Source organism: Gordonia aichiensis (genome assembly GCF_039946255.1).
In the GTDB taxonomy this organism is placed as follows: Bacteria; Actinomycetota; Actinomycetes; order Mycobacteriales; family Mycobacteriaceae; genus Gordonia; species Gordonia aichiensis_A.
In genome coordinates this window covers 338,207-362,065 of record NZ_JBCDWL010000002.1, presented here as the reverse complement: position 1 = coordinate 362,065, position 23,859 = coordinate 338,207, and the positions used below count along the sequence as shown (strand labels likewise).

The 23,859-nt window shown below is 69.1% G+C and carries 20 protein-coding genes and 1 tRNA gene; 10 read left to right on the top strand and 11 right to left on the bottom strand.

Features of this window, described 5'->3' with window-relative positions; all coding sequences use genetic code 11:
• The first annotated feature begins 218 nt into the window (after positions 1–218).
• Positions 219–1,217, top strand: a complete 999-nt coding sequence (locus tag AAFO60_RS04545; RefSeq protein WP_424309941.1) for a M23 family metallopeptidase — start codon at positions 219–221, stop codon at positions 1,215–1,217.
• 1,256 nt (positions 1,218–2,473) lie between these two features.
• Here the strand turns inward: AAFO60_RS04545 and AAFO60_RS04540 are convergent.
• Positions 2,474–4,978 carry a UvrD-helicase domain-containing protein gene (locus AAFO60_RS04540; protein WP_424310800.1) on the bottom strand — a complete coding sequence of 835 codons (2,505 nt, stop codon included), beginning with the start codon at positions 4,976–4,978 and terminating at the stop codon, positions 2,474–2,476.
• An 80-nt stretch (positions 4,979–5,058) separates the two neighbouring features.
• Entirely contained in the window at positions 5,059–6,924 is a 1,866-nt protein-coding gene (locus tag AAFO60_RS04535; RefSeq protein WP_347954969.1) for a hypothetical protein, read from the bottom strand.
• Positions 6,925–7,054: 130 nt separating this feature from the next.
• Here AAFO60_RS04535 and AAFO60_RS04530 point away from each other — a divergent pair, with 130 nt between their 5' ends.
• The gene (locus tag AAFO60_RS04530) at positions 7,055–7,354 is read left to right on the top strand and encodes a chorismate mutase (RefSeq protein ID WP_424310806.1); all 300 of its coding nucleotides are present in this window, start codon (positions 7,055–7,057) and stop codon (positions 7,352–7,354) included.
• A gap of 11 nt (positions 7,355–7,365) precedes the next feature.
• Here AAFO60_RS04530 and pgi read toward each other — a convergent pair whose 3' ends face one another.
• Both pgi and AAFO60_RS04520 read right to left on the bottom strand, forming a co-directional pair.
• The gene (gene pgi / locus AAFO60_RS04525; protein WP_424310797.1) at positions 7,366–9,063 is read right to left on the bottom strand and encodes a glucose-6-phosphate isomerase; all 1,698 of its coding nucleotides are present in this window, start codon (positions 9,061–9,063) and stop codon (positions 7,366–7,368) included.
• Positions 9,064–9,107: 44 nt separating this feature from the next.
• Positions 9,108–9,848, bottom strand: coding sequence for an SDR family oxidoreductase (locus tag AAFO60_RS04520; protein ID WP_347954968.1), 741 nt, complete (start codon positions 9,846–9,848; stop codon positions 9,108–9,110).
• 209 nt (positions 9,849–10,057) lie between these two features.
• Here AAFO60_RS04520 and AAFO60_RS04515 point away from each other — a divergent pair, with 209 nt between their 5' ends.
• Entirely contained in the window at positions 10,058–11,209 is a 1,152-nt protein-coding gene (locus AAFO60_RS04515; RefSeq protein ID WP_347954967.1) for a DUF4185 domain-containing protein, read from the top strand.
• Positions 11,210–11,212: 3 nt separating this feature from the next.
• Here AAFO60_RS04515 and AAFO60_RS04510 read toward each other — a convergent pair whose 3' ends face one another.
• Positions 11,213–12,106, bottom strand: coding sequence for an Fpg/Nei family DNA glycosylase (locus tag AAFO60_RS04510; protein ID WP_347954966.1), 894 nt, complete (start codon positions 12,104–12,106; stop codon positions 11,213–11,215).
• 70 nt (positions 12,107–12,176) lie between these two features.
• Between AAFO60_RS04510 and AAFO60_RS04505 the strand changes: the two genes are divergently transcribed.
• Complete coding sequence (locus AAFO60_RS04505) at positions 12,177–12,923, top strand: 3'(2'),5'-bisphosphate nucleotidase CysQ (RefSeq protein WP_347954965.1); 747 nt, start codon at positions 12,177–12,179, stop codon at positions 12,921–12,923.
• 456 nt (positions 12,924–13,379) lie between these two features.
• On the opposite strand, the gene cobF is transcribed toward AAFO60_RS04505, so the two are convergent.
• Together cobF and AAFO60_RS04495 are read right to left on the bottom strand one after the other, a co-directional pair.
• A complete protein-coding gene (cobF, locus tag AAFO60_RS04500; protein ID WP_347954964.1) occupies positions 13,380–14,129 on the bottom strand; it encodes a precorrin-6A synthase (deacetylating) in 750 nt (249 codons plus the stop codon).
• Positions 14,130–14,146: 17 nt separating this feature from the next.
• On the bottom strand, positions 14,147–14,971 hold the full coding sequence (locus tag AAFO60_RS04495) for an SDR family oxidoreductase (protein ID WP_347954963.1): 825 nt from the start codon (positions 14,969–14,971) through the stop codon (positions 14,147–14,149).
• Between the two features lie 316 nt (positions 14,972–15,287).
• On the opposite strand from AAFO60_RS04495, the gene AAFO60_RS04490 reads away from it, so the two are divergent.
• The 5 genes from AAFO60_RS04490 (at position 15,288) to AAFO60_RS04470 (ending at position 18,660) form a co-directional block, all read left to right on the top strand.
• Positions 15,288–15,821 (top strand): hypothetical protein, encoded by a 534-nt coding sequence (locus AAFO60_RS04490; protein WP_347954962.1) that lies wholly within the window; start codon positions 15,288–15,290, stop codon positions 15,819–15,821.
• Positions 15,822–15,912: 91 nt separating this feature from the next.
• On the top strand, positions 15,913–16,944 hold the full coding sequence (locus AAFO60_RS04485; RefSeq protein ID WP_347954961.1) for a hypothetical protein: 1,032 nt from the start codon (positions 15,913–15,915) through the stop codon (positions 16,942–16,944).
• A complete protein-coding gene (locus tag AAFO60_RS04480) occupies positions 16,941–17,702 on the top strand; it encodes a hypothetical protein (protein ID WP_347954960.1) in 762 nt (253 codons plus the stop codon). Before AAFO60_RS04485 ends, AAFO60_RS04480 begins: the two co-directional genes overlap by 4 nt.
• Before the next feature lie 98 nt (positions 17,703–17,800).
• Positions 17,801–17,873 (top strand) — tRNA-Arg (locus AAFO60_RS04475).
• A gap of 193 nt (positions 17,874–18,066) precedes the next feature.
• On the top strand, positions 18,067–18,660 hold the full coding sequence (locus AAFO60_RS04470; RefSeq protein ID WP_347954959.1) for a hypothetical protein: 594 nt from the start codon (positions 18,067–18,069) through the stop codon (positions 18,658–18,660).
• A gap of 24 nt (positions 18,661–18,684) precedes the next feature.
• Here AAFO60_RS04470 and AAFO60_RS04465 read toward each other — a convergent pair whose 3' ends face one another.
• Positions 18,685–19,122 (bottom strand): type II toxin-antitoxin system Rv0910 family toxin, encoded by a 438-nt coding sequence (locus tag AAFO60_RS04465; protein ID WP_347954958.1) that lies wholly within the window; start codon positions 19,120–19,122, stop codon positions 18,685–18,687.
• On the opposite strand from AAFO60_RS04465, the gene AAFO60_RS04460 reads away from it, so the two are divergent.
• Positions 19,100–19,813, top strand: a complete 714-nt coding sequence (locus AAFO60_RS04460; protein ID WP_347954957.1) for a DNA-3-methyladenine glycosylase — start codon at positions 19,100–19,102, stop codon at positions 19,811–19,813. The two genes, AAFO60_RS04465 and AAFO60_RS04460, sit on opposite strands and share 23 nt — an antisense overlap.
• 30 nt (positions 19,814–19,843) lie before the next feature.
• Here AAFO60_RS04460 and AAFO60_RS04455 read toward each other — a convergent pair whose 3' ends face one another.
• From AAFO60_RS04455 to AAFO60_RS04445, 3 genes are read right to left on the bottom strand one after another with little or no spacing between them, the layout of a single operon-like run.
• On the bottom strand, positions 19,844–20,098 hold the full coding sequence (locus AAFO60_RS04455) for an antitoxin (RefSeq protein ID WP_347954956.1): 255 nt from the start codon (positions 20,096–20,098) through the stop codon (positions 19,844–19,846).
• A 57-nt stretch (positions 20,099–20,155) separates the two neighbouring features.
• Entirely contained in the window at positions 20,156–22,684 is a 2,529-nt protein-coding gene (locus tag AAFO60_RS04450; protein ID WP_347954955.1) for an HAD-IC family P-type ATPase, read from the bottom strand.
• Positions 22,681–23,775, bottom strand: a complete 1,095-nt coding sequence (locus tag AAFO60_RS04445) for an MBL fold metallo-hydrolase (protein ID WP_424311041.1) — start codon at positions 23,773–23,775, stop codon at positions 22,681–22,683. The genes AAFO60_RS04450 and AAFO60_RS04445 overlap by 4 nt, the downstream gene beginning before the upstream one ends.
• Between the last annotated feature and the right edge of the window lie 84 nt (positions 23,776–23,859).

The window sequence follows — 23,859 nt, the reverse complement described above, 5'->3', positions numbered from 1 at the left end:
CGCGGCCCCAAGCTTGTGCGACATATCACCCGCTACTGGTCAGTAACCCCATATCCATGCAAGATCCGGTCGCTGAGCAGCCAGAATGAAGACGTCACGAAACCAACCGGTGGACTTCATGCGTGCACCTGGCTACCCTCAGTGAGGTTGGTAACGACTAGGTCACGACATGCGCACTGCTTTCGGGTGTTTGCGCGAACGGATTTGAGGTGAACGACTTGGCAGCACGGAGCCTGCTCGACCGTGACGGCACGAACGCCCGCCAAGCCCCCTCCCCCTCGCTCGACACCCCCGCCACTCGTGACTTCCCGCAGCTCTCCCGCGACTTCCGCCTCGGCCTGGGCGATGGTGCGACCCGCACTCCGGTGTCGGACGATGCCGCTCTCAACGCCAACGCCAGCACCACCGAGATCATGGTCACCAGCTCGGACGTCGATTACGACGACGAGCCGAGTGCCGCTCCGGTCCGCACCAAGCCGAAGCACCGCCTGCAGGCGCCCTCGTCGGCGCTGAAGGCGCGTACCGCACTGTTCGCCATCGCAGCCGGAGCCACCGCCATCGCGGTCACCGGATCGGGCGCCGACGGTCAGCCGAGTCCGGTCGCCGCCGCGCCTGCCGATCCGGCACCCGTCGACGGCAACGCCGTGACGCCGGTGGCCAATGTCTCGGACACCGGACCCGGCGTGGTCGATTCCGCACCGCAGGCCGACATGTCCGACTTCGGCGCCCAGCTCCAGCAGGGTGTGAAGATCGCCAAGGAGCAGGCGGCCGCGATCGCAGCGGCACAGAAGCCGCTGGTCGTGAGCCCGATCAAGCTCGGCATCTACCAGCTCACCTCAGCTTTCGCGCCCCGGTGGGGCACCTTCCACGGCGGCATCGACATGGCCGCTCCGCTCGGCACGCCGATCCATGCCGCCACCGACGGCGTCGTGGTCGCGGCCGGCCCGGCCTCCGGCTACGGTCACTGGATTCAGATCAAGGCCGCCGACGGCACCATGACCATGTACGGCCACATGGCCTCCTCCGGAGTTCTGGTTCAGAAGGGCCAGAAGGTCACCGCGGGTGACGTCATCGGCCTGGTCGGCTCCGAGGGTTTCTCCACCGGCCCGCACCTGCACTTCGAGCACTGGATCCCCAAGGGCGGCTCGATGGTCAAGGTCGACCCCGCCATCTGGCTCGCCAAGCAGGGCGTCCGCCTGTCGACCCTGGTCGGCTAGTCGCGCCGCCCAGCCGCAGGCTGATCGAGCGGATCGCGAGCCCCAACACCCCTGCAGGGCGTCCGGCATCGCCGCGCGACGCCCCTAGGCTGATCGAGTAGCCCGCGAACGAAGTGAGCGAGCGTATCGAGATCCCCGCACCGACCACCGCCGGAGACCGCCCGTGAGGCTACTGCTCCCGACAGCACGCCACGCACCATCGTCTCGATGCGCTCCCCCGCTCCGCTCCTCCGCTTACTCGACAACCCTGCAGGCCGCCCGGCGTCCGCCTTCTCGACAACCCTGCGGGGCACCCGACATACGCCTTCTCGACAACCCTGCAGGGCACCCGGCATACGCCTCTCGACAACCCTGCAGGCCACCCGGCATCGCCGCGCGACACCCCTAGGCTGATCGAGTAGCCCGCGAACGAAGTGAGCGAGCGTATCGAGATCCCCGCACCGACCACCGCCGGAGACCGTCCGTGAGGCTACTGCTCCCGACAGCACTCCACGCACCATCGTCTCGATGCGCTCCCCCGCTCCGCTCCTCCGCTTACTCGACAACCCTGCAGGCCACCCGACGTCCGCCTTCTCGACAACCCTGCGGGGCACCCGACATACGCCTTCTCGACAACCCTGCAGGGCACCCGGCATACGCCTCTCGACAACCCTGCAGGCCACCCGGCATCGCCGCGCGACCCCCTAGGCTGATCGAGTAGCCCGCGAACGAAGTGAGCGAACGTATCGAGATCCCCGCAACCAGCACCCCCACCGACCACCGCCGGCACATTGCCGGAGACCGTCCGTGAGGCTACTGCTCCCGACAGCACTCCACGCACCATCGTCTCGATGCGCTCCCCCGCTCCGCTCCTCCACTTACTCGACAACCCTGCAGGCCACCCGGCGTCCGACTACTCGACAACCCTGCAGGCCACCCGGCGTCGCCGCGACACCCCTAGGCTGATCGAGTAGCCCGCGAACGAAGTGAGCGAGCGTATCGAGATCCCCGCTCCCGCAACCAGTACCCACACCGATCTCCGCCGGCACATTGCCGGAGACACCCCGTGACGCTACTGCTCCCGACAGCACTCCACGCACCATCGTCTCGATGCGCTCCCCCGCTCCGCTCCTCCGCTTACTCGACAACCATGTAGGGCACCCGGCGTCCGACTACTCGACAACCCTGCAGGCCACCCGGCATCTGCTTACTCGACAACCGTGTGGGAAACCCGGCGTCCGCTTACTCGACAACCCTGCCGGGCACGTCTCGACGCCTTACAGCTTCTCGCCCGGAAGGCCGCCCGCGGTCATCAGGGTGATTCGGCCGACGTTGCCGCCGAAGTCGAAGGTGATGCGTTCGGTGACGCCGTTCCCCTCCTTCGCGACCGCCTTGCCCATGCCGTACTGGGGGTGATTCATGCGGTCGCCGATGTCGTAGTGCACGTTCTTGTTGCGTCCTCGCGTCGGCGCCCCAAACCCGGACCCCGACCCGAACGACGACCCCTTCGCCGAACCGAATCCGAAGGCCCCGCCGCGCGAACCGGCCTCTCGCGGTGCCGGCTTCGGTTCGCGGCGACGCCAGTCCATCAGCTCTTCGGGGATCTCGCCCAGAAAGCGGGATTCCGGATTGGCGACCGGCTGTCCCCACGACGCACGCGACATCGCCCGGGTCAGATACAGCTTCTGCCGGGCGCGCGTGATGCCGACGTACGCCAGTCGTCGTTCCTCGCTGAGCTCGTGCGGATCGCCGAGCGCCCGCATGTGCGGGAAGTGCCCGTCCTCCCATCCGGTGACGAAGACGACCGGGAACTCCAGGCCCTTGGCGGTGTGCAGAGTCATCATCGTGACGACGCCCTCGCCCTCGTCGGGCACCTGATCGGCGTCGGCGACCAAGGCGACCTTCTCCAGGAAGGCCGCCAGCGACCCCGGTTCCGGTTCCCCGTCCTCGACGCCTCCGATGACACCGTCCCCGGTGCCGTCGTCGTCGGCGGCGCCCGGCTCGTCGTCGGCATCGACCGCGCCCGCCGCCTCATTGCTGAAGTCGCGGGCCACGGCGATCAGCTCGTTGAGGTTGTCCATCCGCGCCGCGTCCTGCGGGTCGTTGGAACCTTCGAGCTCGGCCCGATAGCCGCTGCGTTCGACGATCGCCTCCACGAGTTCGCCGACGTCGGCTCCCTCCGCCGTGGCGTCGGCGACAGCGTCGTCGGCGGAGTCGCCGCCGACCGCGCCGAAGGCGAGCAGGAAGTCGGTCCGCAATCCCTCGATGAGGTCGACGAATGCGGTGATCTGCTTGACCGCGCGTGTGTTCAGCAGCGGCACCCGGTTCTCCGTCGCCTCGACGAGTGCTTGATAGAAGCTGATGCCCAGGTTCTCCGAATGCACGGCGACGCACGCCTCGGCCCGATCGCCGATCCCGCGACGGGGCGTGTTGAGGATTCGCCGCAGACTCACCGAATCGTCGGGATTGGCGACCACGCGCAGGTAGGCGACGATGTCGCGGACCTCCTTGCGCTCATAGAACTTGGTGCCGCCGACCACCTTGTACGGGATGCCGTGCCGGACGAAGACCTCTTCCAGCGACCGCGATCCGGTGTTGGTCCGATAGAACACGGCCACGTCGGCGTACGTACTGCTGGTCGAACCGCCGATCGAGTAGTCGACGAGCTCTTCGATCTCCTTGGCGATGAACGCCGCCTCGTCGCGGTCGGAGTCGGCGACGTACCCGACGATCTGATCGCCCTCCCCGGAGGCGGTCCACAGCTTCTTCTCTCGCCGATTGGGGTTGCGGGCGATCACCGCGTTGGCCGCCGACAGGATGGTCTGGGTGGACCGGTAGTTCTGTTCCAGCAGGATGGTCTCGGCGTCGGAGTAGTCGCGCTCGAACTCTTCGATGTTGCGGATGGTCGCGCCGCGGAATGCGTAGATCGACTGGTCGGCGTCACCGACCACGCACAGCTCCGACGGGGTCAGTCCGTCGGCTGTCACCTGCTCGCCGACGAGTTCGCGCACCAGCACGTACTGCGCGTGGTTGGTGTCCTGATACTCGTCGATGAGCACGTGCCGGAACCGACGGCGATAGTACTCGGCGACGTTCGGGTGGCGTTGCAGCAACGAGACCGTCTCGCCGATCAGGTCGTCGAAGTCGAAGGCGTTGGCGGCGGCCAGACGACGCTGGTATTCGGCGTAGATCTGCGCGACCGTCCGGGCGGTGACGTCGGGCTGGTCGTCGGCTCCCGCTTCAGCCAGGGCCTCGTCGGGGTCCTTCAACTCGTTCTTGAAGTTGGAGATCTTGGTGCCGACGCCGCGAGGACTGAACTTCTTGGGGTCGAGATCGAGGTCGCGCACCACCATTCCGAGCAGTCGGCGCGAGTCGTCGGCGTCGTAGATCGAGAAGTTGGAGTTCCGGTTGCCGAGCAGCGCCGACTGCGCCCGCAGGATTCGCACGCAGGTCGAGTGGAACGTGGAGACCCACATGTAGCTCGCGCGCGGTCCGACCAGATCGATGACCCGCTCCCGCATCTCGGCGGCCGCCTTGTTCGTGAACGTGATCGCCAGGATCTGCCCCGGCGTCACTCCTCGTTCGGCGAGCAGGAAGGCGATCCGCCGGGTCAGCACCGCCGTCTTGCCCGACCCCGCGCCCGCAACGATCAGCAGGGGCGACCCCGTGTGCAGCACGGCGGCCCGCTGCTGCGGGTTCAGCCCATCGAGCAGTTCGCGTCCGCGATCGCTCATCGCGGGATCGGCTGGGCTGGTCGCGGAGGAGGCAAGTGAAGTGTTCATGGCCTGTCCAGGCTACCCGCGGGCACCGACATCCCCGGTGGACAGTACGACCGAGGCACGGCCGGACAGACGCCGCCCCGTCAGGGCGCGTACTCGGCCATGACCGGCGCACCGACCCGACCGTCGCCGGTGTGCAGGCTCAGCCCCGGAGTCACCGGACGGATCAGCAGGTCGGTGCCGCGGCCGTCGAGCTGGAGGTAGGCCGAGTGAAGGCCCGCCCGGACCGGGACCTCGACCGGATCGCCGCCGGTCAGCCGGACTTCGACGGTCCCCGCGCGATCGGCGCAGTAGCTGAAGCCGACCGTCCATCGCCAGTCGATGAGCGGTCCGCTCAACGGCAGCTTCGTCGGCTCGTCGATGCCCGGTCTGGCGCAGCTGCCGCGACTCGGTTCGAACGTTCGCTGCGGTGTGACGGCGCCGGCCACCAGCCGACCCTGCGGATTCAGCACCTTCAGTTGATCGGTGACCTGGCCGAAGTCGGGACGCTCCGACAATCGCCCGAAGACGTGGCTGATCATGTTGTTCGGGTGGGCCACCGGCAGCAGGACCTCCAGAGGCACCGGCTGATCGAACATCGTCTTCCCGGACATCTCGGCAAGCGATGCGCGCGCGGTGGTGAGGTAGGCGCCCGTCGGGTCGTCCCGCCAGGACTGGCCGTACGACATGGTCGCGACCATCGCCGAGACGACGAAGGCGACGCCGGCCGCAGCACCGGCGGCGACGAGCCGTCGGTCGGTGGCCGGGACCGGGGCGTGGGCGCCGGCGTTGCGCGGCGACCCCGCGATCAGCGCGAAGGCGATCGTGAGCACGAGTGCGGTATCAGGCAGGTAGCGCATGGTCTGCGCCAGCTCGAGCGCGGTGTTGGCGCTCGACCGGTTCCACATCACCGGGATCTGTGCGACCACCGCGTACAGCAGCGCGAAGAACCAGATCGGGGCCACCCCGCGCCGGGCCCGACAGGTCAGCACGATCAGTGCGACCAGGACGAGCCATCCGGCCACGATCAGCCCGACGCTCGGAAATCCCATCGGCGGCGACGGCGTCCACCGCTCCCAAACCCACGGTCCGCCGACCAGCGACGGAACGATCGCATCGTTGATGCTGCGCCACACCAGGTGAGCGGTCTGCGAGGCCGAATGCACGCCGGCGGTCGCCGTCGACGTCGCCAGGAACAGGGCGGTCCAGGCCACGAAGATCGCACCGAGCGCGAACCACAGCGATCGGGCGCGATTGAACGCCTGGGTCAGCGGCGAGTTCCGGTAGTCGTCGCCGTCGTGCCCCGCGGCGAGGGTCGGACGCAGCGCCAGCACCGCGGCGACGAACGCCACCGGCACGATGAACAACGACTTCTCGAAGAACAGCAGCGCCACCACGAAGGCCGCCACCGAGGCGACGACCAGTCGTCGACGGCGGGCCTCGTCGAGCCGGCCGCGCACCAGCAGGACGACGTTGCCGACGATGAAGGCCATGGCTGCCTGCATCGGGAGGGTGTTGAGGCCGGCCGACCACCAGATGTACGCGGCGACCGTCATCGGCACGAACAGGTAGAAGGCCAACGTCGCAAGCGCCGCGCCGCGGGCCTTCGGCGCGATGATCCGGATCATCCGCCACACGGCCAGCGAGGCCAGCGCCTGCAGGACCACCAGCGTCGCGGCCGGCAGCCACCATTGCACCGGCGCGATGAGGGTGCTGACCCCGGCGACGAGGAACGCCGCAGGCATGAAGTGCCCGTCGTGGCTGTAGCCGAGGTAGTCCCACGACAGGATCGAGTGCGACGACGCGCGCCCGATCAGGATCAGGTCGTCCCAGTAGAAGTCGCCGGCGGCCACCAGCACCGTCCGGACGACCAGCTGGGCGGCGATCAGTGCCAACGCGACAGCCCCGATCCGTCTGGCGATCGTCGCCTCGGCGGAGGTCCCGGCAGTGGTGGATCCGGCAGCGGTCATCCCTGCATTGTTCACCACGCGCCGTGCCGGTCGCGAACCGCGCGTGGCAAAATCAGAAGCCGTGAGTGGCCAGGATGAACAGCAGCACGGGGACAGCATCGACAACGGAACCGACGTCGGCGACGGAGCCCTGCCCTACGCGTTGGACCTCGAGGCGCTGAACCTGAGCGCGGACGTCACCGCGCTCCCCGACGACATCGACGAGCTGCGGCCGGAGATCGACCGGATGGACGCGATCATCCTCGCCGCCATCCAGCGCCGCAGCGCGGTGTCGAAGAAGATCGGCGCGCACCGCATGGCCCACGGCGGCCCCCGTCTGGTGCACAGTCGCGAGATGAAGGTTCTGGATCGGTTCTCCGCCCTCGGCTCCGAGGGACACACGCTCGCGATGCTGCTGCTGCGTCTCGGGCGCGGCCCGCTGGGCCGGTAGCCGCCCGTCGGTCACACGGCGCGGCCGCGCCGCTGTCGATACCAGCGCACCAGCGAATCGGTCGACGAATCACGCCCGGCCGGGGGCGCGATCTCGTCGCTGATCACGCCCACCAGGTCGGCGGCCTGCTTCTTGCCGAGCTCCACGCCCCACTGGTCGAAGGGATTGATCCCCCAGACCATCGCCTTGACGAAGGTCTCGTGCTCGTAGAGCGCCACCAGCTGGCCGAGCACCGACGGCGTCAGCTTGGGTGCGAGGATCGACGTCGAGGGCCGGTTCCCCGGCATCACCTTGTGCGCCACCAGTTTCGGCGGCACTCCTTCGGCGGCGATGTCGTCGGCGGTCTTCCCGAACGCCAGGACCTGCGTCTGCGCGAAGAAGTTGCTCATCAGGATGTCGTGCATCGAGCGTCCGTCGGCGGCCTCGATGTCGTCGAGCGGCTCGGCGAAACCGATGAAGTCCGCGGGGATCAGCCAGGTGCCCTGGTGCAGGAGCTGGTAGAAGGCGTGCTGCCCGTTGGTGCCGGGCTCGCCCCAGTAGATCGAGCCGGTCGGCATGGTGACGTGGCGACCGGTGCGGGTGACCGACTTGCCGTTCGACTCCATCGTCAACTGCTGCAGGTAGGCGGGGAAGCGATCCAGATCGTTGGCGTACGGCAGCACCGCCTGAGACTGGGCATCCCAGAAGTTCGAGTACCACAGTCCGACCAGCGCGAGCAGGACCGGCCCGTTCTCCTCCAGCGGCGCCGTGCGGAAGTGCTCGTCGACGGCGTGGAAGCCGGCGAGGAACTCGTCGAACAGGTCGCGGCCGATCATGGCCATCAACGACAGCCCGATGGCCGAGTCGATCGAGTACCTCCCGCCGACCCAGTTCCAGAAACCGAACATGTTGGCCGGATCGATGCCGAATCCCGCGACCTCGTCGGCGTTGGTGCTGACCGCGACGAAGTGCTTGGCGACCGCATCGGACCGGTCGGCGTCCGCCCCCAGCTCCGCCAGCAGCCACCGCTTGGCCGCGGTCGCGTTGGTGATGGTCTCCAGGGTGGTGAAGGTCTTCGACGAGACGATGAACAACGTCGTCTCGGCAGTCAGCCCGGCCAGGACCGCCGCCAGATCGGACGGGTCGCTGTTGGCGACGAAGTGCCCGGTGAGCCGCGGATGCCGGTAGTGACGCAGCGCCTCGTAGGCCATCTCCGGGCCGAGGTCGCTGCCGCCGATCCCGATGTTGACCACGTCGGTGATCGCTCGGCCGGTGTGCCCGGTCCACTCTCCGCTGCGGACTCGATCGGTGAACACGCCCATCGCGTCGAGCACCTCGTGCACGTCCGGGACGACGTCGTGGCCGTCGACCTCGAGCCGCGCCTCGCGTGGCAGTCGGAGCGCAGTGTGCAGCGCGGCCCGATCCTCGGAGGTGTTCAGGTGCGCGCCGGCGAACATGGCATCGCGCAGGTCTTCGACGCCGGCCTCGCGGGCCAGGGCGGTGAGCAGTTCAATGGTCTCGCGGGTGATGAGGTTCTTGGAGAAGTCGATGTGCAGATCGGCCGCGTCGACCACCAGTTCGCGGCCCCGATCGGGGTCCATGGCGAACAGTTCTCGCAGGTGGAGGGAGTACATGTGTTGTTGGTGAGCGGCCAACGCGTGCCAGGAGACGGTCGAGGTGATGTCGAAGTCATCGCCTCCATCGAGCCGTCCGCGCAGGTTCGTCATCATGGTTGCCACCCTATGCGTTCGATCGGGTTCGCGGCTGTGGCCGACTAGATCAGTTTGGCCGTCACCGCATCGGGCAGCAGCCGCAGCGCCCAGGAGATCGGGGTCCACGGCCACGACGGCACCGCGGCACGTCGACGTTCGGCTTCGATCGCCGCGACCATCGCCTGCACGCCGGTCCGACGGTCGGTCATCATCGCGGTCTTCACCCCGCGGTTGATGTCGGTCTCGATGTAGCCGGGCAGCAGCACCGTCACCTTGATGTCGGTGCCCGCCAGCTCTGCCTGCAGGCCCTGTCCCAGCGCCGACAGTCCGGCTTTGGACGCCGAGTAGGCCGCCTGTGCCTTCGGCAGCCCGCGGACCGCGCTCATCGAACTGACCAGGACCAGATGACCTCGGCCCTGTGCCCGGAAGATCGTCATCGCCGCCTCGATCTGCGCCAATGCCCCGACCAGGTTGGTCTGCACGGTCTCGATGTTGGCGGCGGCGTGCCCGGTGCCGATCGCCGCCCCCTTGCCCAGCCCGGCGTTGACGATGACCCGGTCCACGCCGCCCAGCTCGTCGGCGAGCGCGTCGAAGACGACGGGGACCGCACCGACGTCGGTCACGTCCAATGCGGCGACTGCCACCCGCGCGGCCTGTGGGCGCAGGTCGTCGGCCAGTTCCTGGAGTCGGTCCACTCGACGCGCCGCCAGCCCGAGGCTGCGACCGCGGGCCGCGAACTCCCGAGCCATGCCCTCGCCGAGCCCGGAGCTGGCTCCGGTGATGATGATCTTCTCTCTCAGCATGCGGCCGAATGTACCGGTCGCCTCCGACATTTCGAGTCCCGATCGTGATCCGAGTGCCGTGTGAACCGTCTTCGACATTGGTACGAAGGATGGACAACAGCAGCCACACCCGCCACAGATTGAGTTCGATGCGACGTCACATCCAGCAGTTGTCGCGACTTCGGCCGCTTCGCTCCCGTACCGCCTTTGCCGTCCTGACCTGCGCCGTCATGTCCGCGTCGGCACTCACCGCCGGCGTCGGCAGCGTCGACGCGCGCGCCTGCAGCAACAGTGGACCGATCGTCGACATCCCGGTCGTCGGGCCGTTCCTGCCGCGCGGCGGTTCACCGTCCGGCCCCCAGAAGCCGTTGCCCGCCTACGACAGCGGCGGCACCAAGACGGTCGTCTGGGTCACCGGCCCCCGCAGCCCCAACCGCACTTTCGGGCGCTTCGGCATCACGGGCACCGACCTCGGTGTGGCGTGGGACAACGGGCGCGGCGAGACCCTGCTGGCGTTCGGCGACACCTTCGGCAACTGCCTGACCGGCGACCAGCAGTGGCGCCACAACGCCCTGCTGCGGTCGACCGACTCCCAGTTGAGCGACGGGCTGCGTCTGTCGGGGGCCGGTTACGTCGGGCAGATGTTCGGCGCCCTCGGCTTCGACGGCATCGAGAAGACGACGATCCCCACCGCGGGCATCGCGCTCGGCGGCGTGCAGTACGTCAACTACATGTCGGTGCGCGCCTGGGGCCCGCCGAGCGTGTGGTACACCAACTACTCCGCCACCGCCGTCTCGTCCGACAACGGCCGCACCTGGTTCACCCCGCAACGCACCATCCGGATCAACGCGGGCGTCACGGCACCGCTGCCCGCCGGATGGCCGTCGATGCGCGCGGGCGACGCGAACTTCCAGCAGAGCGCGTACGTGAAGGGAGCCGGTCCGGACGCCGGCTGGGTGTACCAGTACGGCACCCCCAACGGCCGGTTCGGGTCCGCCTACCTGGCCCGGTTCCGCGCCGGCGACATCCTGGACCTCGACCGCTATCAGTACTGGACCGGGAGCAGGTGGGCCGCCTCGCCCGACGCCGCTCGCCCCGTCGTGCGCGGCCCGGTGACCGAACTGTCGGTGTCGTGGAGTCCGTATCTGCAGCGGTACGTGATGCTCGACAGCCCGCGCGGCGTCCTGCTGCGCACCGCGGCGCGCCCCGAGGGGCCGTGGAGTCCGCCGCGACGGGTCGCGCCGGCAAGTCTGGAACTGTATGCGCCGATGATGCTGCCGACGTCGCCGGCGCTGCGCGGCACCGGCCCGGAACTGTACTTCAATGCGAGCCGGTGGGACGACTACAACGTCCTGCTGGTCCGCACCGCGCTGCGCCGCTGACGATCACTTCAGCAGCCGCGACAGACGTCGATCGGCGAGCACCTTGCCGCCGGTCTGACAGGTCGGGCAGTACTGGAACGACCGGTCGGTGAAGGAGACCTCCCGGACGGTGTCGCCGCAGACCGGGCACGGCATGCCCGTGCGGGCGTGCACTCGCAGCCCGGTCCGCTTCTCCGACTTCATCCGGGCCACCTCCCGCCCCTCGAGTCGTTCGACGGCGCCCAGGAGCACCGACCGCACCGCGGCGTGCAGGCGATCGATCTGGTCGTCGTCGAGCGTCCTGGCGGTCGCGAAGGGCGACAGTCGGGCGGTGTGCAGGATCTCGTCGGAATAGGCGTTGCCGACTCCCGCGATCACCCGCTGATCGGTGAGCAGGTTCTTGATCCGACCTCCGCTGCCCGCGAGGATGCGGGCGAACTGGTCTCGACTGAGCTCGAGCACGTCGGGACCGAGTGTGGCGATGCGGTCGACGTCGCCGGGGTCGCGCACGATCCACGCCGCCAGCCGCTTCTGGGTTCCCGCCTCGGTGACGTCGAATCCCTCGCCGGGCAGCCCGCAGTGCACCCGCAGCGCGATCGGACTCTTACCGCCGGGCCGGGGCGGCGTCGGCGACAACGACTCGCTCCACCGGACCCAACCCGCCCGCGACAGGTGGATCACCAGATCCACCTCGGCGTCGGCGCCAGGCGGGCTGTCGGGCCCGGGCACCGTGCGGATCACCAGGTACTTGCCGATCCGGTCGACCGTCGACACGGTGCGGCCGGTCAGCGCGGTGTAGGGCGGGTCGGCGGTCTTCAGCACGGACAGTGAGGCGACGTCGACGCGGCGGATCGGCAGACCCGCGGCGCGCGAGTCCAGGAACGTGGCGATGGCGGTCACTTCGGGAAGCTCCGGCATTCATCCAGTGTGCGCCACACCCCCGACATTCTCATCCCGCCGGCGAACCGGCGTGTGATCTAGTTGAACGATGCACCAGTCCTCGCCGATGTCCGATGCCGATCTCGCCGCCGCCATCGCCGAAGGGGCCGGCGAGATCCTGCTCGGCATCCGGCACCGGGATCTGCTGACCGGGCACCTGGTGGGCGATGTCGGCGACGCGATGGCACAGGCCTGGATCTCGACGGTGCTCCGGCGCCATCGCAGCCGCGACGCGGTGCTGTCGGAAGAGGCCGAGGACGTCGGCGATCGGTCGGTCGCCGATCGTGTCTGGATCATCGACCCGCTCGACGGGACCAGCGAGTACTCGATGGGCACCTCCGACTGGGCGGTCCACGTCGCGTTGACCGTCGACGGGGAGCCGATCGCCGCCGCGGTCTCCCTGCCCGCCAAGGGCGAGGTCTTCCGCAGCGACGAGGTGCCGGTCGCCGACGGCCCGCTGACCGGCCGACTCGCGGTCTCGCGATTCGGGCACTCGTACCATTCGGCGGCGGTCGCCGACCGGCTCGGCATGGACACGGTCCGGATCGGTTCGGCCGGCGCCAAGGCGATGGCGGTCGTCCGCGGCGACGCCGACGCGTACGTCCACTCCGGCGGGCAGTTCGAGTGGGACAACTGCGCGCCGGTCGGTGTGGCGCTGGCGGCCGGGCTGCACTGCAGCCGCCTCGACGGCCGCCCGATCGTCTACAACAATCCCCAGCCCTACATGCCCGACTTCATCATCTGCCGCCCCGAGATCTCGGAAGCGATCCTCGACGCCGTCGCCTCCCCCTGGTGAGTCGGTCCGCCTCGGCTTATTCGGTAACTCCGCCATCGTCTCGATACGCCCTCGGCTAGCGCCTCGGCCTACTCGACAACCCTAAAGGAACGCCACACAAGCTGGTCGAGGCACACTCGACAACCCATGAACGCCACACAGGCTGGTCGAGTAGCCGCCGAGCGAAGCGAGGCGGCGTATCGAGACCCCGCGACAACGCCACACAAGCCCGCGAAACGAAGAGAGCAAGCGTACCGACACCCGCATCGTCTCGATACGCCCTCGGCTAGCGCCTCGGCCTACTCGACAACCCTAAAGGAACGCCACACAGGCTGGCCGAGGCCCACTCGACAACCCTAAAGGAACGCCACACAGGCTACCCGCGCCCCACTCGACAACCCACGAACGCCACCCAGGCTGGTCGAGTAGCCACCGAGCGAAGCGAGGCGGCGTATCGAGACCCCGCGACCGACAAGCTCATCGAACCCCAGCGCGCCTCTGCAGCAGGTAGATGTCCATGATCCAGCCCAACTCGGCGCGTGCCTGCGCGCGTTTGGCTTCGATCTCCGCGGTCACGTCACCGACCCTGCCACTGACCAGGATCTGATGTTCGGTGCCCAGATACGCACCCCAGTAGACGAGGTCGTCGGGCTCGGCCGTCTCGCGGAAGGCGAGGTCCGAGTCGAGCATGACGATCTGGTTCGCGTCGGCGCCCGCCGGTGTGCCCGACAGCCGTCGTCCGGTGGTGGTGAGGATCGGTTCCCCGATGCCGTGCGCGACGATGCCGTGCGCGGCGGTCAGCGCGGACGCGCTCGTCACGCCGGCGATCACCTGAACCTCCACGTCGACGCCGTCGCGCTCGGCGAGCTGCGCGAGGATGCGGAGCGTCGAATCGTAGAGCGCGGGGTCGCCCCACACCAGGAAGCCGCCGGACTGCCCCGGCCGCAGGTGGATCGCGATGGCCTCCTGCAGCGCGTCCACGCGCGCGGCGTGCCAGCGTCGGACCTCCGCCTCGTAGTCGTCGGGGTGCCGGTCGCGCGGCGGGTCGGGAACGACCACGACTCGATGATCGGGCGAGGCGTGCGCCGCCAGCATCTGCGTGCGCAGGTCGGTCAGCTCGCTGGTGCGCGAACCCTTGTCGAGCAGGAAGAAGACGTCGGTCGCGGCGATGGCGTCGACCGCTTCCAGGGTGATCTGCTTCGGCGATCCGGGCCCGATCCCGATCACCCGCAGCAGCGCGGCACTCAGGGCCGCACCTTCGTCAGACCGTGGATGCGCGCGGTCAGGTCCAGGACCACCTGCCGCGGAACCAGCCGCCGTAGGGCGAACACCACCGGCGCCCGATTGCCGCGCGCATACAGGGGTTTGGGGTCGACGGCGAGCGCGGCTTCGACGATCGTCTCGGCCATCGCGGCCGCCGAGATGCCTCTGCCCTCGTTGCGGCGGGTCGCCGCGGCCAGGGTCTCGTACTCCTCGCGGTACACCGAGTCGGGTTCGATGTGGATGGTCCGACGGTCACCGATGCCGGTGGCGATGGTGCCGGGTTCGACGGTGGTGACGCGGATCCCGTACGGCGCGACCTCCCGCCGCAACGCCATCGCGTACCCCTTGAGCGCCGACTTGGTCGCCGCGTAGTTGGTGCGGAAGGCGACCGGGAAGCTCGACAGCATGGAGCCGACCATCACGATGGTGCCGGTACGACGACGGCGCATGCGCGGCAGCACGGCCTTCGTCAGCGCGACCGGCCCGAAGACGTTGACCTTGAACAGATGCTCGACGGCATCCATCGGGGTGTCCTCGAAGGCCCCGGCGGCACTCTCGCCCGCATTGTTGATCAGGATGTCGAGGTCGCCGACGGCCTCGGCACACGCCCGCGCCGACTCGTAGTCCTCGTTGTCGAGCCGCACGTAGGTGACGCCCGGGATCGGATTGCGCACCGTGTCCGGGTTGCGGCTGGTGCCGTACACCTTGTGCCCCAGCGCCACGAACTGCCGCGCGACGGCCTCCCCGATGCCACTGCTTGCCCCGGTGACCAGCACAGTCCGCTGCCCGGTGATCGATTTGGTCATGGTGACCACGGTAGTCGGCGGCGGCCGCCGTCACCGCGCAGGTGGCCGTCGCACGCGGCTCACGCGATGCGCTTGCCTTCCGTGAGCACGGAAGATCGGATTCGTGCCGCGACCCGTACGATTCGACACACCATCGATCCCCTGAAGAATCTAATGCAGACGACGGGCATACCTGATCAGCGCACGTGTTGTTAGATTTCCGCGAGCTGGAAACACCAGTGTTGCCTGCACCCGCCGGCACCCTCGACGTCCTGCCGTTCCGATCACCGCATCGAGGGCCGATATCCGATCGGACCGACCACTGGAGCAACTCACCATGCGCAGAATCCATCTCGCCGCGGCTGGCGTGGCCATCGCCGCGACCGCCGCGCTCACCCCGGCGGGCATCGCCTCGGCCGCCCCCTCCGCGAACACCGACGTGACCTTCGTGATCGCCGGACTGGACGGTGACCTGTCCATCACCGCGGGCCCGCTCGGAACCATCGTGCCTGCGATCACCGGGCAGAGCGCCACCGGGACACTTCCCACCGTCACCGTCACCGACAGCCGCAACGGCTCCCCCCGCAACTGGACGACGACCGCGTCGAGCACCCCCTTCACCAGCACCGACCAGACGATCCCGAACGGGAACGTCGACTACACCGCCACTGCGATCGCGGGCAAGGTCGGCGGCGGATCGGTCGCCGCCACCGGGACGCAGTCGCTCTCGGCAGCGAAGAACGTGGTGACCCGCACGGGTCTCAACATGCCGACCGAACTCATCACGTGGACCCCCTCGCTCACCGTCAACTACCCGGGCGGCGCAGCGATCGGGACGTACTCCGGCACCATCACCGTTTCAGTCGCCTGATCTGAAGCACACATCTCCGGGCGGATTCCCGCCCGCTGTCCGGGGTGCGCACTGAGCGCACCCCGGCGTGCATCGACGAAAGTTCCCCCGCATGCGCCCCGCCCTCCTGCTCCGTACCGTTCTGACCGCGATCGTCTCCCTCCTCGTCCTCGGCATTACAACCGCGGCCTTCCCGACCTCGGCCGGCGCGGCTCCGGCCGACGCCGGAGAACGCGAGGGGTCCATCGGCATCCGTCTGCTCGATGTCCCGGTGAAGCTGAAAGACGATCCGCGCGCGCAGCTGTACATCGTCGACAATCTGCCGCCCGGACGCACCATCAAGCGTCGCGTGCAGGTGACGAACAAGACGAACATGCGGACTAAGCTCTCCATGTACGCCGGTCCCGCGCAGGTCGTCGACGGCAACTTCACGCCGGGCGAGCCCGGCACCAAGAACATGCTGACCTCGTGGATCTCCCTCGACAAGACCGAGTTGGATCTCAAGCCCGGCGAGAAGGCCAAGGTGACCGCGACGATCGCCGTCCCGAAGGACGCCCCCGAAATGGAGCAGTACGGGGTCATCTGGGCCTCCACCGCACCCGCCGCGCCGACCGCAGGCGGCATCGCGATGGCCAGCCGCGTCGGGGTGCGCGTGTACCTGTCGGTGGGACCGGGCAACGGGCCGCCCGCAGACTTCTCCATCGGCAGCCTCACCGGCGGCCGCAGCGCCGACGGCAGCGCCATCGTCACCGCTGCGGTGACGAACACCGGCAAGCGCGCCGTCGACGTCACCGGCGATCTGGATCTCACCGACGGGCCCGGCGGACTCTCGGCCAAGACCGTCGGTGCCCAGGGCGCGACCATCTCGCCCGGGCAGTCGGCCGACGTCGTCTTCACCGTTCCCGACAGCGCCGCGCTTCCGGACGGTCCGTGGCAGGCGAAGGTGAAGCTCGAGAGCGGGGTGCACACGCACGAGGCCGCCGGGCCCGTCACCTTCACCGCGTCGACCGAGGTCCGCAGCACGAGCTCGTCATCGAACACGGCCCTGATCTGGACCATCGTCGGTGTACTGCTCGCCATCGCGGCCGCCGTCGCCGCCTGGTTGTGGCGCCGGAAGCGCTCCACGGCGGACGGTGGGCGATGACCGTTCGAGGGTCTCGCGCAGTCTGCGCCACGGCGCTCGCCGTCACCGGACTCCTGCTCATCGGCTCCCCCGCCCTCGCAACGCCGTCCGAGACCGCCTCGCCCGCCGCGACTGAGGAGACGATGCCCGCGGAGACCACGACGGACACGCCGCCGAGCTCTGCATCGACCACCGCTGGGCCGACCACGTCGACCGCATCGACGACCGTGACGACCACATCGCCCGGCGGCACAACGCGCCCCGAGACCCCACCGCCTTCGACGACGACACGCACGAGCACCGGCTCCGATGCGCCGACGACGTCGAGCAGTCGGCCGACGACGTCGGCGCCCCGGCAGCGGGCCGCCCTCGCTCCGCTCGCCGCGACGGACCTCTCGGTGACCGTGGGCTCGGTCGGCACCATCGTTCCGGGCGCCACCTCGGCCGGCGGTTCCCTGCCGTTGGTCTCGGTGACCACCTGGCAGGGTCAGGCGTGGTCGGCGTCGGCGTCGTCGACCGACTTCACCTGCCCCGGCGGCGTCACCATCCCCCGCTCGCAGGTCACCTATCGCGCCTCCGCGGTCGCCGGCCTGCTCCGCGGCGGCGGATCGACGGGTTCGCAGACCCTCGACACCCAGCGGACGGTGCTGACCAGCAACGGCTCCGGTTCCAACGGCCTCGTCGAGACGGCTACCTGGACACCGCTGCTGACCGTCGCCTACCCCGACGGCGCCTCCGCCTGCACCTACTCGGGAACCATCACGGTCTCGGCATACTGAGTCGCCATGATCCGTCCGCGACCCCTCACGTAGACTTCTCCCGTCGGCGCCTTGATCCCCTTCTGCGCCGGCCGATCGACCGGCCACCGCCGGTCCCCGCTCTCGTAGCTCAGGGGATAGAGCACCGCTCTCCTAAAGCGGGTGTCGCAGGTTCGAATCCTGCCGGGAGCACAACACGTCATCGGCGACACTCGGTGCCGACCGTCGTCTGCCTGCGCGGATGCCACGGCATCGCGGATTGCGGGCCCGCCCGACCCCCGATCGCCCGCACAGGTGTGCCGGTAGCGTGCCAACCGTCGCCCTCCGGTGTCTAGAGTCATGGGCGAAGCACTGTCCGTGCGATTCATCCCAGGAGGACCAGCAAGTGTTGAAGACGCGTCTGAGCGCCCTCATCCTCGGACTGGCAGTGGCGGCGATCGCCGTACTGCTGGTCCCCGCGTCGGCTCACGCGTCGACCTCGGCAGAGCGCGAGACCGGCGGCATCTCCGCCTGGTGGTGGATGCTGCTCCTGCTGCTTCCGCTGCTCGGCATGATCCTGGCGTGGCTGCGCGGACGTCACAGCTACGACTACACGACCTTCAAGGCCGCGACCGGGCCCGGCTTCCCGCCGGTCACCGCCGACCGCGCCGCACGACTGTCGGCCCTCGCGGCCGGCACGGAGTCGAGCGCGGCCCTCGCGATCGCCAGGGCCGACGCGGCCGCCGCCGCTGCGGCGATCCCGGTGCGCCCGGGGGCCCGGGTGCCGTCCGAGGGCGGCGCGGTCCCGCTGCCGATCGGCGCCTCGCGGCCGCTGTCAACCGATGCGATGCGCGCGCCGGACGGGTACCCGATCAAGGCCGACGTCGCCGCCGGACTCTTCTACCGGCCCGACCACCCGTCGTATGCGACGGTGCGGCCGGACCTGTGGTTCGCCACCGCGCCGACCGCGACCGCCGGCGGCTTCAAACCCGCAGACTGACGCGGCCGGACGACGGCCGTCGGGCTAACCGAAGATCTCGGTGAAGCGTGCCAGCGACTTGCTGATGTCGCCCTTCACGGCGATCGCGGCCGCCTTGCCCGCGGGACCGATCAGCGGCAGGCCGCCGAGATCGATGAGGAACGTGACCTTGGAACCGTCACCGTCGGGCTCCACCAGCAGGTTGATCTTGGCTTTGACGCCGCCCTTGCCGTTGCCCTTGAGCACCACCTCGTGCGGCTTGTCGAACTTCTCGATCTCCCAGGCGAAGCGGACACGCGCGCCCTTGACCGACACCACCGACGAGACCTTCGATCCCTTCGCCAGCTCGTCGGCTGCGGGGAGCGGGCTGCGCCAGCCGTCGTGGAGGATGAGCCAGTCGTCGTACCGCGACAGGTCGGCGGCACACGCGAAGGTATCCTCCGGGGAGAGCGCAACATGAATGGAGTCACTGGTCTTTGCCATGGCTACAGACCCTAACCGGAACCGGCCGTCACAGGTAGATCGGGGCTGCGCAGACCCGTCGGACGAGCCCGCGGTACTGGGTGCCGCGCGCGCCCTGCTGGGCCGGATCATCGTCGGACACGGCGTCGCCGCTGCGATCACGGAGGTCGAGGCGTACAACGGCCCCGACGATCCCGCCTCGCACGCATTCAAGCGCACCAAACGGTCGGAGATCATGTACGGCCCGCCGTACCGGCTGTACGTCTATCAGATCCACACCCACCACTGCGCCAACGTCGTGACCAGTCCGCTGGGTCAGGGGGCGGCGGTGCTGCTCCGGGCGGCGCGCATCGTCGACGGTCTCGAGACCGCACGCGCCCGCCGCGGCGACGTCCCCGATCAGCGGCTGGCCCGCGGCCCCGGCAATCTGACACGCGCACTCGGCATCACCAAGGCCGACCTCGACACCGATCTGCTCGACGAGACCGGCGTGCACCTGCGCGACGCAGGGACGCTGGAGTCAGGGCCGTCGGGGTCAGGACCGTCGGAGTCAGGGTCGGAGGGATCGGGGTTGATCGCCGCGCCGAGGAGCATCTCGGCCGGGCCGCGCGTCGGCGTCCGCTTGGCGGCCGACCGCCCCTGGCGCTTCTGGATCACCGACGACCCCTCGGTCTCGCCGTATCGACGGCACCCGCGAGCCGAGCCTGCCTGAATCGGCGGGCCGGCTCGCGGGGCGAGTCGCCTACCGACCCTGCTGTTCGCCCTCCGGCGGCTGCTGTTCGCCGGTGGGCGTCTGCTGTTCACCCTCCGGCGGCGTCTGCTGCCGCTTGGGCTCATCGGCGCCGACGGCCTTGCGCGCAGCCTCCTGCGCTTTGTCGACCTGCGAGGCGTACTTGTTTCCGGTGGCCTTGTCGAGCATGTCGCCACCCTTCTCGATGAGATCGGGGTTCGACTTCAGTGCGTCCTTGGCCTTGTCTACGAGTCCTTTGAGATCCATGTCCCGATGGTACGTCCGCAGTCCGACAACCGCGGGTGTCTACTCGGGCGACCCGGGTCAGACGTGCACCCGCTGCTCCCGGACCCGATTGCGGCGAGCGAGATAACCGTTCAGCACCCGCGTGCTGATCTCCACGGCGACGATACCGACGATCGCGCAGACCGCCGCGACCGACATCATGGCGCCGTTGGACGAATCCAGGTGGAACAGCCGCTGGCTCAGGGGCAGCAGGAAGATCAGCACGTACATGCCCGCCGAGACGGCCAGCAGCACGATCTTCCACCAGTTGTACGGGCGCGCGACCACCACCAGGACGTACACGGCGATCGCGATCATCGTCGCCAAGGCCGCGGTGGCGGCCTGCGTCTGGATCGCGCCGACCGTCAGCGCGGCATTGGCGACCGAGGCGGCCGTATCGGCCGGATCGACTGCGAGATGGCCCACGTACGCGCCGAGCGCGGTGGAGTGATCGCCGTTGACGATCAGGAAGCACACGAAGGTCGCGACGCCGACGATGATGCCGTTGGGGATGGCCTGCACCAGCACGCGCCGTACGAAGCCGGTCTTGGCGCGCTCGTTGTTCGGCGCCAGCGACAGGATGAAGGCGGGCACACCGATCGTGAACCACGCCGAGATGGTCACGTGGATCGGCTGGAACGGGTAGCTGATCGACGCCCATCCCATCGCTTTCGCGAGCAGACCCGCACCGCCGATGAGCAGGGCCAACAGCACCGCGTACACGGTCTTGGTCAAGAACAGGTTCGAGACCCGCTCGATGTTGCCGATGACGCGGCGGCCCTCGCCGACCACATACGGCAGGGTGGCGAACTTGTTGTCGAGCAGCACGATCTGAGCGACCGATCGTGCCGCCGACGAACCGGCGCCCATCGCCACGCCGATGTCGGCGTCCTTGAGGGCCAGGACGTCGTTGACGCCGTCGCCGGTCATCGCGACCGTGTGCTCGCGCGACTGCAGGGCCTTGACCATCGCGCGCTTCTGGTCGGGCCGCACCCGGCCGAAGGCGTCCGCGCCGGCGATCACGTCGGCGAGGGCGTCGTCGTCGGTGGGCAGCGACCGCGCGTCGACGGCGGTGTCGGGTGAGCCGAGCCCCAGCGACTGTCCGACCGCGCCGACCGAGCGCGCGTTGTCGCCGGAGATGATCTTGACCTCGACGTTCTGCGACTCGAAGTACTTGATGGTGTCGGCGGCGTCGGGCCGCACGCGCTGTTCGAGGACGACGAGCGCGGTGGGCGCAAGGGTGCCGGGGACGGCGGTGTCGCCGGTCGCCGGGGTGTCGACGGGGACGTCGGTGGTGGCCACCAGCAGAATCCGCAGGCCGGTCGCCCCGAGGTCGGAGGCCAGCCGGGCGGTGTCGGACGCCGGATCGAGCAGGACGTCGGGTGCGCCGATCAGCCAGTTGCCCTGCGAGGCGCCGGCGGCGTCACGCAGCGACATGCCTGAGAACTTGTTGGCCGAGCTGAACGGCAGCACCGCCGAGGTGGTCCAGTCGGGCGCGTCGGGGAAGGCCTCCTGAACGGCCTGGATGCTGGCGTTCGGCCGCGGATCATGGGCGGCGATCGACGCGAGCGCCGCCTGCACCCGGTCGCGGGTGACGGCGTCGTCGACGATCCGCACCTCCGCCAGCCGCATGCCGTTCTCGGTGAGAGTGCCGGTCTTGTCGGTGCAGACGATGTCGACGCGGGCCAGACCTTCGATGGCGGGCAGCTCGTTGACCAGGCATTGGCGCTGACCGAGGCGGACGACGCCGACGGCGAAGGCGATCGAGGTCATCAAGACCAGGCCCTCGGGCACCATCGGAACCAGTGCGGCGACCATCCCGAGCAGCGCCGTCCGCAGGCCGTTCTGGCTGATGAACAGCTGGTTGACGATGGTCAGCACGCCCGCGGGGATCAGCAGCCAGGTGATCACCTTGAGGATCTGGTCGATTCCCGACCGCAGCTCCGAGGACACCAGCGTGAACTTGGACGCCTCGGCGGCGAGCTTGTTGGCGTACGAGTCGGCGCCGACCTTCGTCGCCCGGTAGGCACCGGACCCGGAGACGACGAAGCTGCCCGACATGATCTGGTCGCCGAGCGACTTGTCGACGGCGTCGGCCTCACCGGTCAGCAGCGACTCGTCCATGTCGAGCGACTCGGATTCGACGGTCACACCGTCGACGATCACCTGGTCGCCCGGGCCGAGTTCGATGATGTCGCCGAGGACCACTTCGTCGGAGGCGATCTCGGTCGCGACGCCGTCGCGCCGGACCATCGGCCGGGTCTGGCCGACGATCGCCAGGCGGTCGAGCGTCCGTTTGGCGCGGATCTCCTGGATGATGCCGATGCCGCTGTTGGCGATGATCAGCAGCCCGAACAGGCCGTTGATGAACGAGCCGGTGGACGCGACGATCAGGAAGAGCACGCCGAGGATCGCGTTGATTCGGGTGAAGACGTTGGCCTTGACGATGTCGGCGACCGATCGGCCCGACTTGCCGGGGGTCACATTGGCGTGGCCGGCGGCGATCTGTTCGGCGACCTGCGCGGCCGTCAGGCCGGGGTCGCGTCCGGTCGTCGTCGAGGTCGTCATGCGCATCGCTCCCACCAGGTCGGGTCGAAAAAGGCGGTTCCGGCGCGGCGGTCGGGATCCACGGTGGTCCCCGGCCGGGGCACGCAGACATCGACGCCGAGGCGCTGGGCCTGCCCCATGAGCCGAATCATCGGATCGGCCCACGGATGCCGCGCAAGATTGAACGTACCCCAGTGGATCGGCACCATCAGCGCGCCGCGCTCACCGCCGTTGAGCAGCCGGTGGACGGTGACGGCTTCCTCCGGGTTCAGATGGATGTCGGGCCACGCCGGGTCGTACGCGCCGACGGCGATCAAGCTCAGGTCGAAGGGCCCGAAGTCGGCGCCGGTCTGCTCGTACGACTCGGTGAAGCCGGTGTCGCCGGAGAAGAAGAAGCGGTGCCTGGGCCCGAGGACCGCCCAGCTGACCCACTGGGTGAGGTTGCGGGACAGGCCGCGGCCGGAGAAGTGCCGTGCGGGCACGGCGTGGAAGCCGATGGTGGTGCCGCGGACGGTGAGCGCGACCCGTTCGAACCAGTCGGCCTGCCGGATGCGCGTCGGGTCCACTCCCCACGCGTGCAGATGCGCGGCCACCCCGACCGGGACGACGAAGATCGCCTCCGGCTGGGTCCGGGCGATCGTGAGGACGGTCGCGGTGTCGAGGTGGTCGTAATGATCGTGGCTGATCAGGACGACGTCGAGCGGCGGGAGGTTGCGCGCGGCCAGCGGCGCCCGGTGCATCCGCCGCGGTCCGACGGTCTGCGACGGCGAGCAGCGCGCCGACAGCACCGGGTCGGTGACGACGCGGACGCCGTCGACGTCGACGACCGCGCTCGCGTGCCCCAGCCACGCCGCGCTGAGGTCGGCGGGGGTCGGACTGAACTCCGGCCGCAGGACCGGGATCTGGGCTCGCGGGCGGCCGGGGCGTCGCACCATGTCGACCATCGTCGCCGCATCGGGGCCGGGTCCCGGCGACGCCGGTTCCCGGTTGGCGAAGACGCCGTCGCGCGCGAACAGCGACGACGCGGTCAGCGGCGCGATCTGTTCTCGACTCGCTCCCAGGGCGTTGACAGGGGACAAAATCCGTGCCCTCTTCGCCATCGTCGCCTGCATCGATGCGGTGACCGTGTTTCCCAGAGACCTCACGCTTGTCTAGCGTAATCGGTATCAAGCCACTCGGATTCACTGAAGGAGGCG

What these genes read in the sequence shown, in the direction of transcription:
- AAFO60_RS04515 (WP_347954967.1), top strand. Translation starts at nt 10,058, where the DNA reads ATGTCCGCGTCGGCACTCACCGCCGGCGTCGGCAGCGTCGACGCGCGC.
- AAFO60_RS04495 (WP_347954963.1), bottom strand. Translation starts at nt 14,971, where the DNA reads ATGACCAAATCGATCACCGGGCAGCGGACTGTGCTGGTCACCGGGGCA.
- pgi (WP_424310797.1), bottom strand. Translation starts at nt 9,063, where the DNA reads ATGATGACGAACCTGCGCGGACGGCTCGATGGAGGCGATGACTTCGAC.
- AAFO60_RS04445 (WP_424311041.1), bottom strand. Translation starts at nt 23,775, where the DNA reads ATGCAGGCGACGATGGCGAAGAGGGCACGGATTTTGTCCCCTGTCAAC.
- AAFO60_RS04455 (WP_347954956.1), bottom strand. Translation starts at nt 20,098, where the DNA reads ATGGATCTCAAAGGACTCGTAGACAAGGCCAAGGACGCACTGAAGTCG.
- AAFO60_RS04520 (WP_347954968.1), bottom strand. Translation starts at nt 9,848, where the DNA reads ATGCTGAGAGAGAAGATCATCATCACCGGAGCCAGCTCCGGGCTCGGC.
- AAFO60_RS04540 (WP_424310800.1), bottom strand. Translation starts at nt 4,978, where the DNA reads ATGAACACTTCACTTGCCTCCTCCGCGACCAGCCCAGCCGATCCCGCG.
- AAFO60_RS04505 (WP_347954965.1), top strand. Translation starts at nt 12,177, where the DNA reads ATGCACCAGTCCTCGCCGATGTCCGATGCCGATCTCGCCGCCGCCATC.
- AAFO60_RS04485 (WP_347954961.1), top strand. Translation starts at nt 15,913, where the DNA reads ATGCGCCCCGCCCTCCTGCTCCGTACCGTTCTGACCGCGATCGTCTCC.
- AAFO60_RS04450 (WP_347954955.1), bottom strand. Translation starts at nt 22,684, where the DNA reads ATGACGACCTCGACGACGACCGGACGCGACCCCGGCCTGACGGCCGCG.
- AAFO60_RS04480 (WP_347954960.1), top strand. Translation starts at nt 16,941, where the DNA reads ATGACCGTTCGAGGGTCTCGCGCAGTCTGCGCCACGGCGCTCGCCGTC.
- AAFO60_RS04510 (WP_347954966.1), bottom strand. Translation starts at nt 12,106, where the DNA reads ATGCCGGAGCTTCCCGAAGTGACCGCCATCGCCACGTTCCTGGACTCG.
- AAFO60_RS04460 (WP_347954957.1), top strand. Translation starts at nt 19,100, where the DNA reads ATGGAGTCACTGGTCTTTGCCATGGCTACAGACCCTAACCGGAACCGG.
- AAFO60_RS04535 (WP_347954969.1), bottom strand. Translation starts at nt 6,924, where the DNA reads ATGACCGCTGCCGGATCCACCACTGCCGGGACCTCCGCCGAGGCGACG.
- AAFO60_RS04490 (WP_347954962.1), top strand. Translation starts at nt 15,288, where the DNA reads ATGCGCAGAATCCATCTCGCCGCGGCTGGCGTGGCCATCGCCGCGACC.
- AAFO60_RS04465 (WP_347954958.1), bottom strand. Translation starts at nt 19,122, where the DNA reads ATGGCAAAGACCAGTGACTCCATTCATGTTGCGCTCTCCCCGGAGGAT.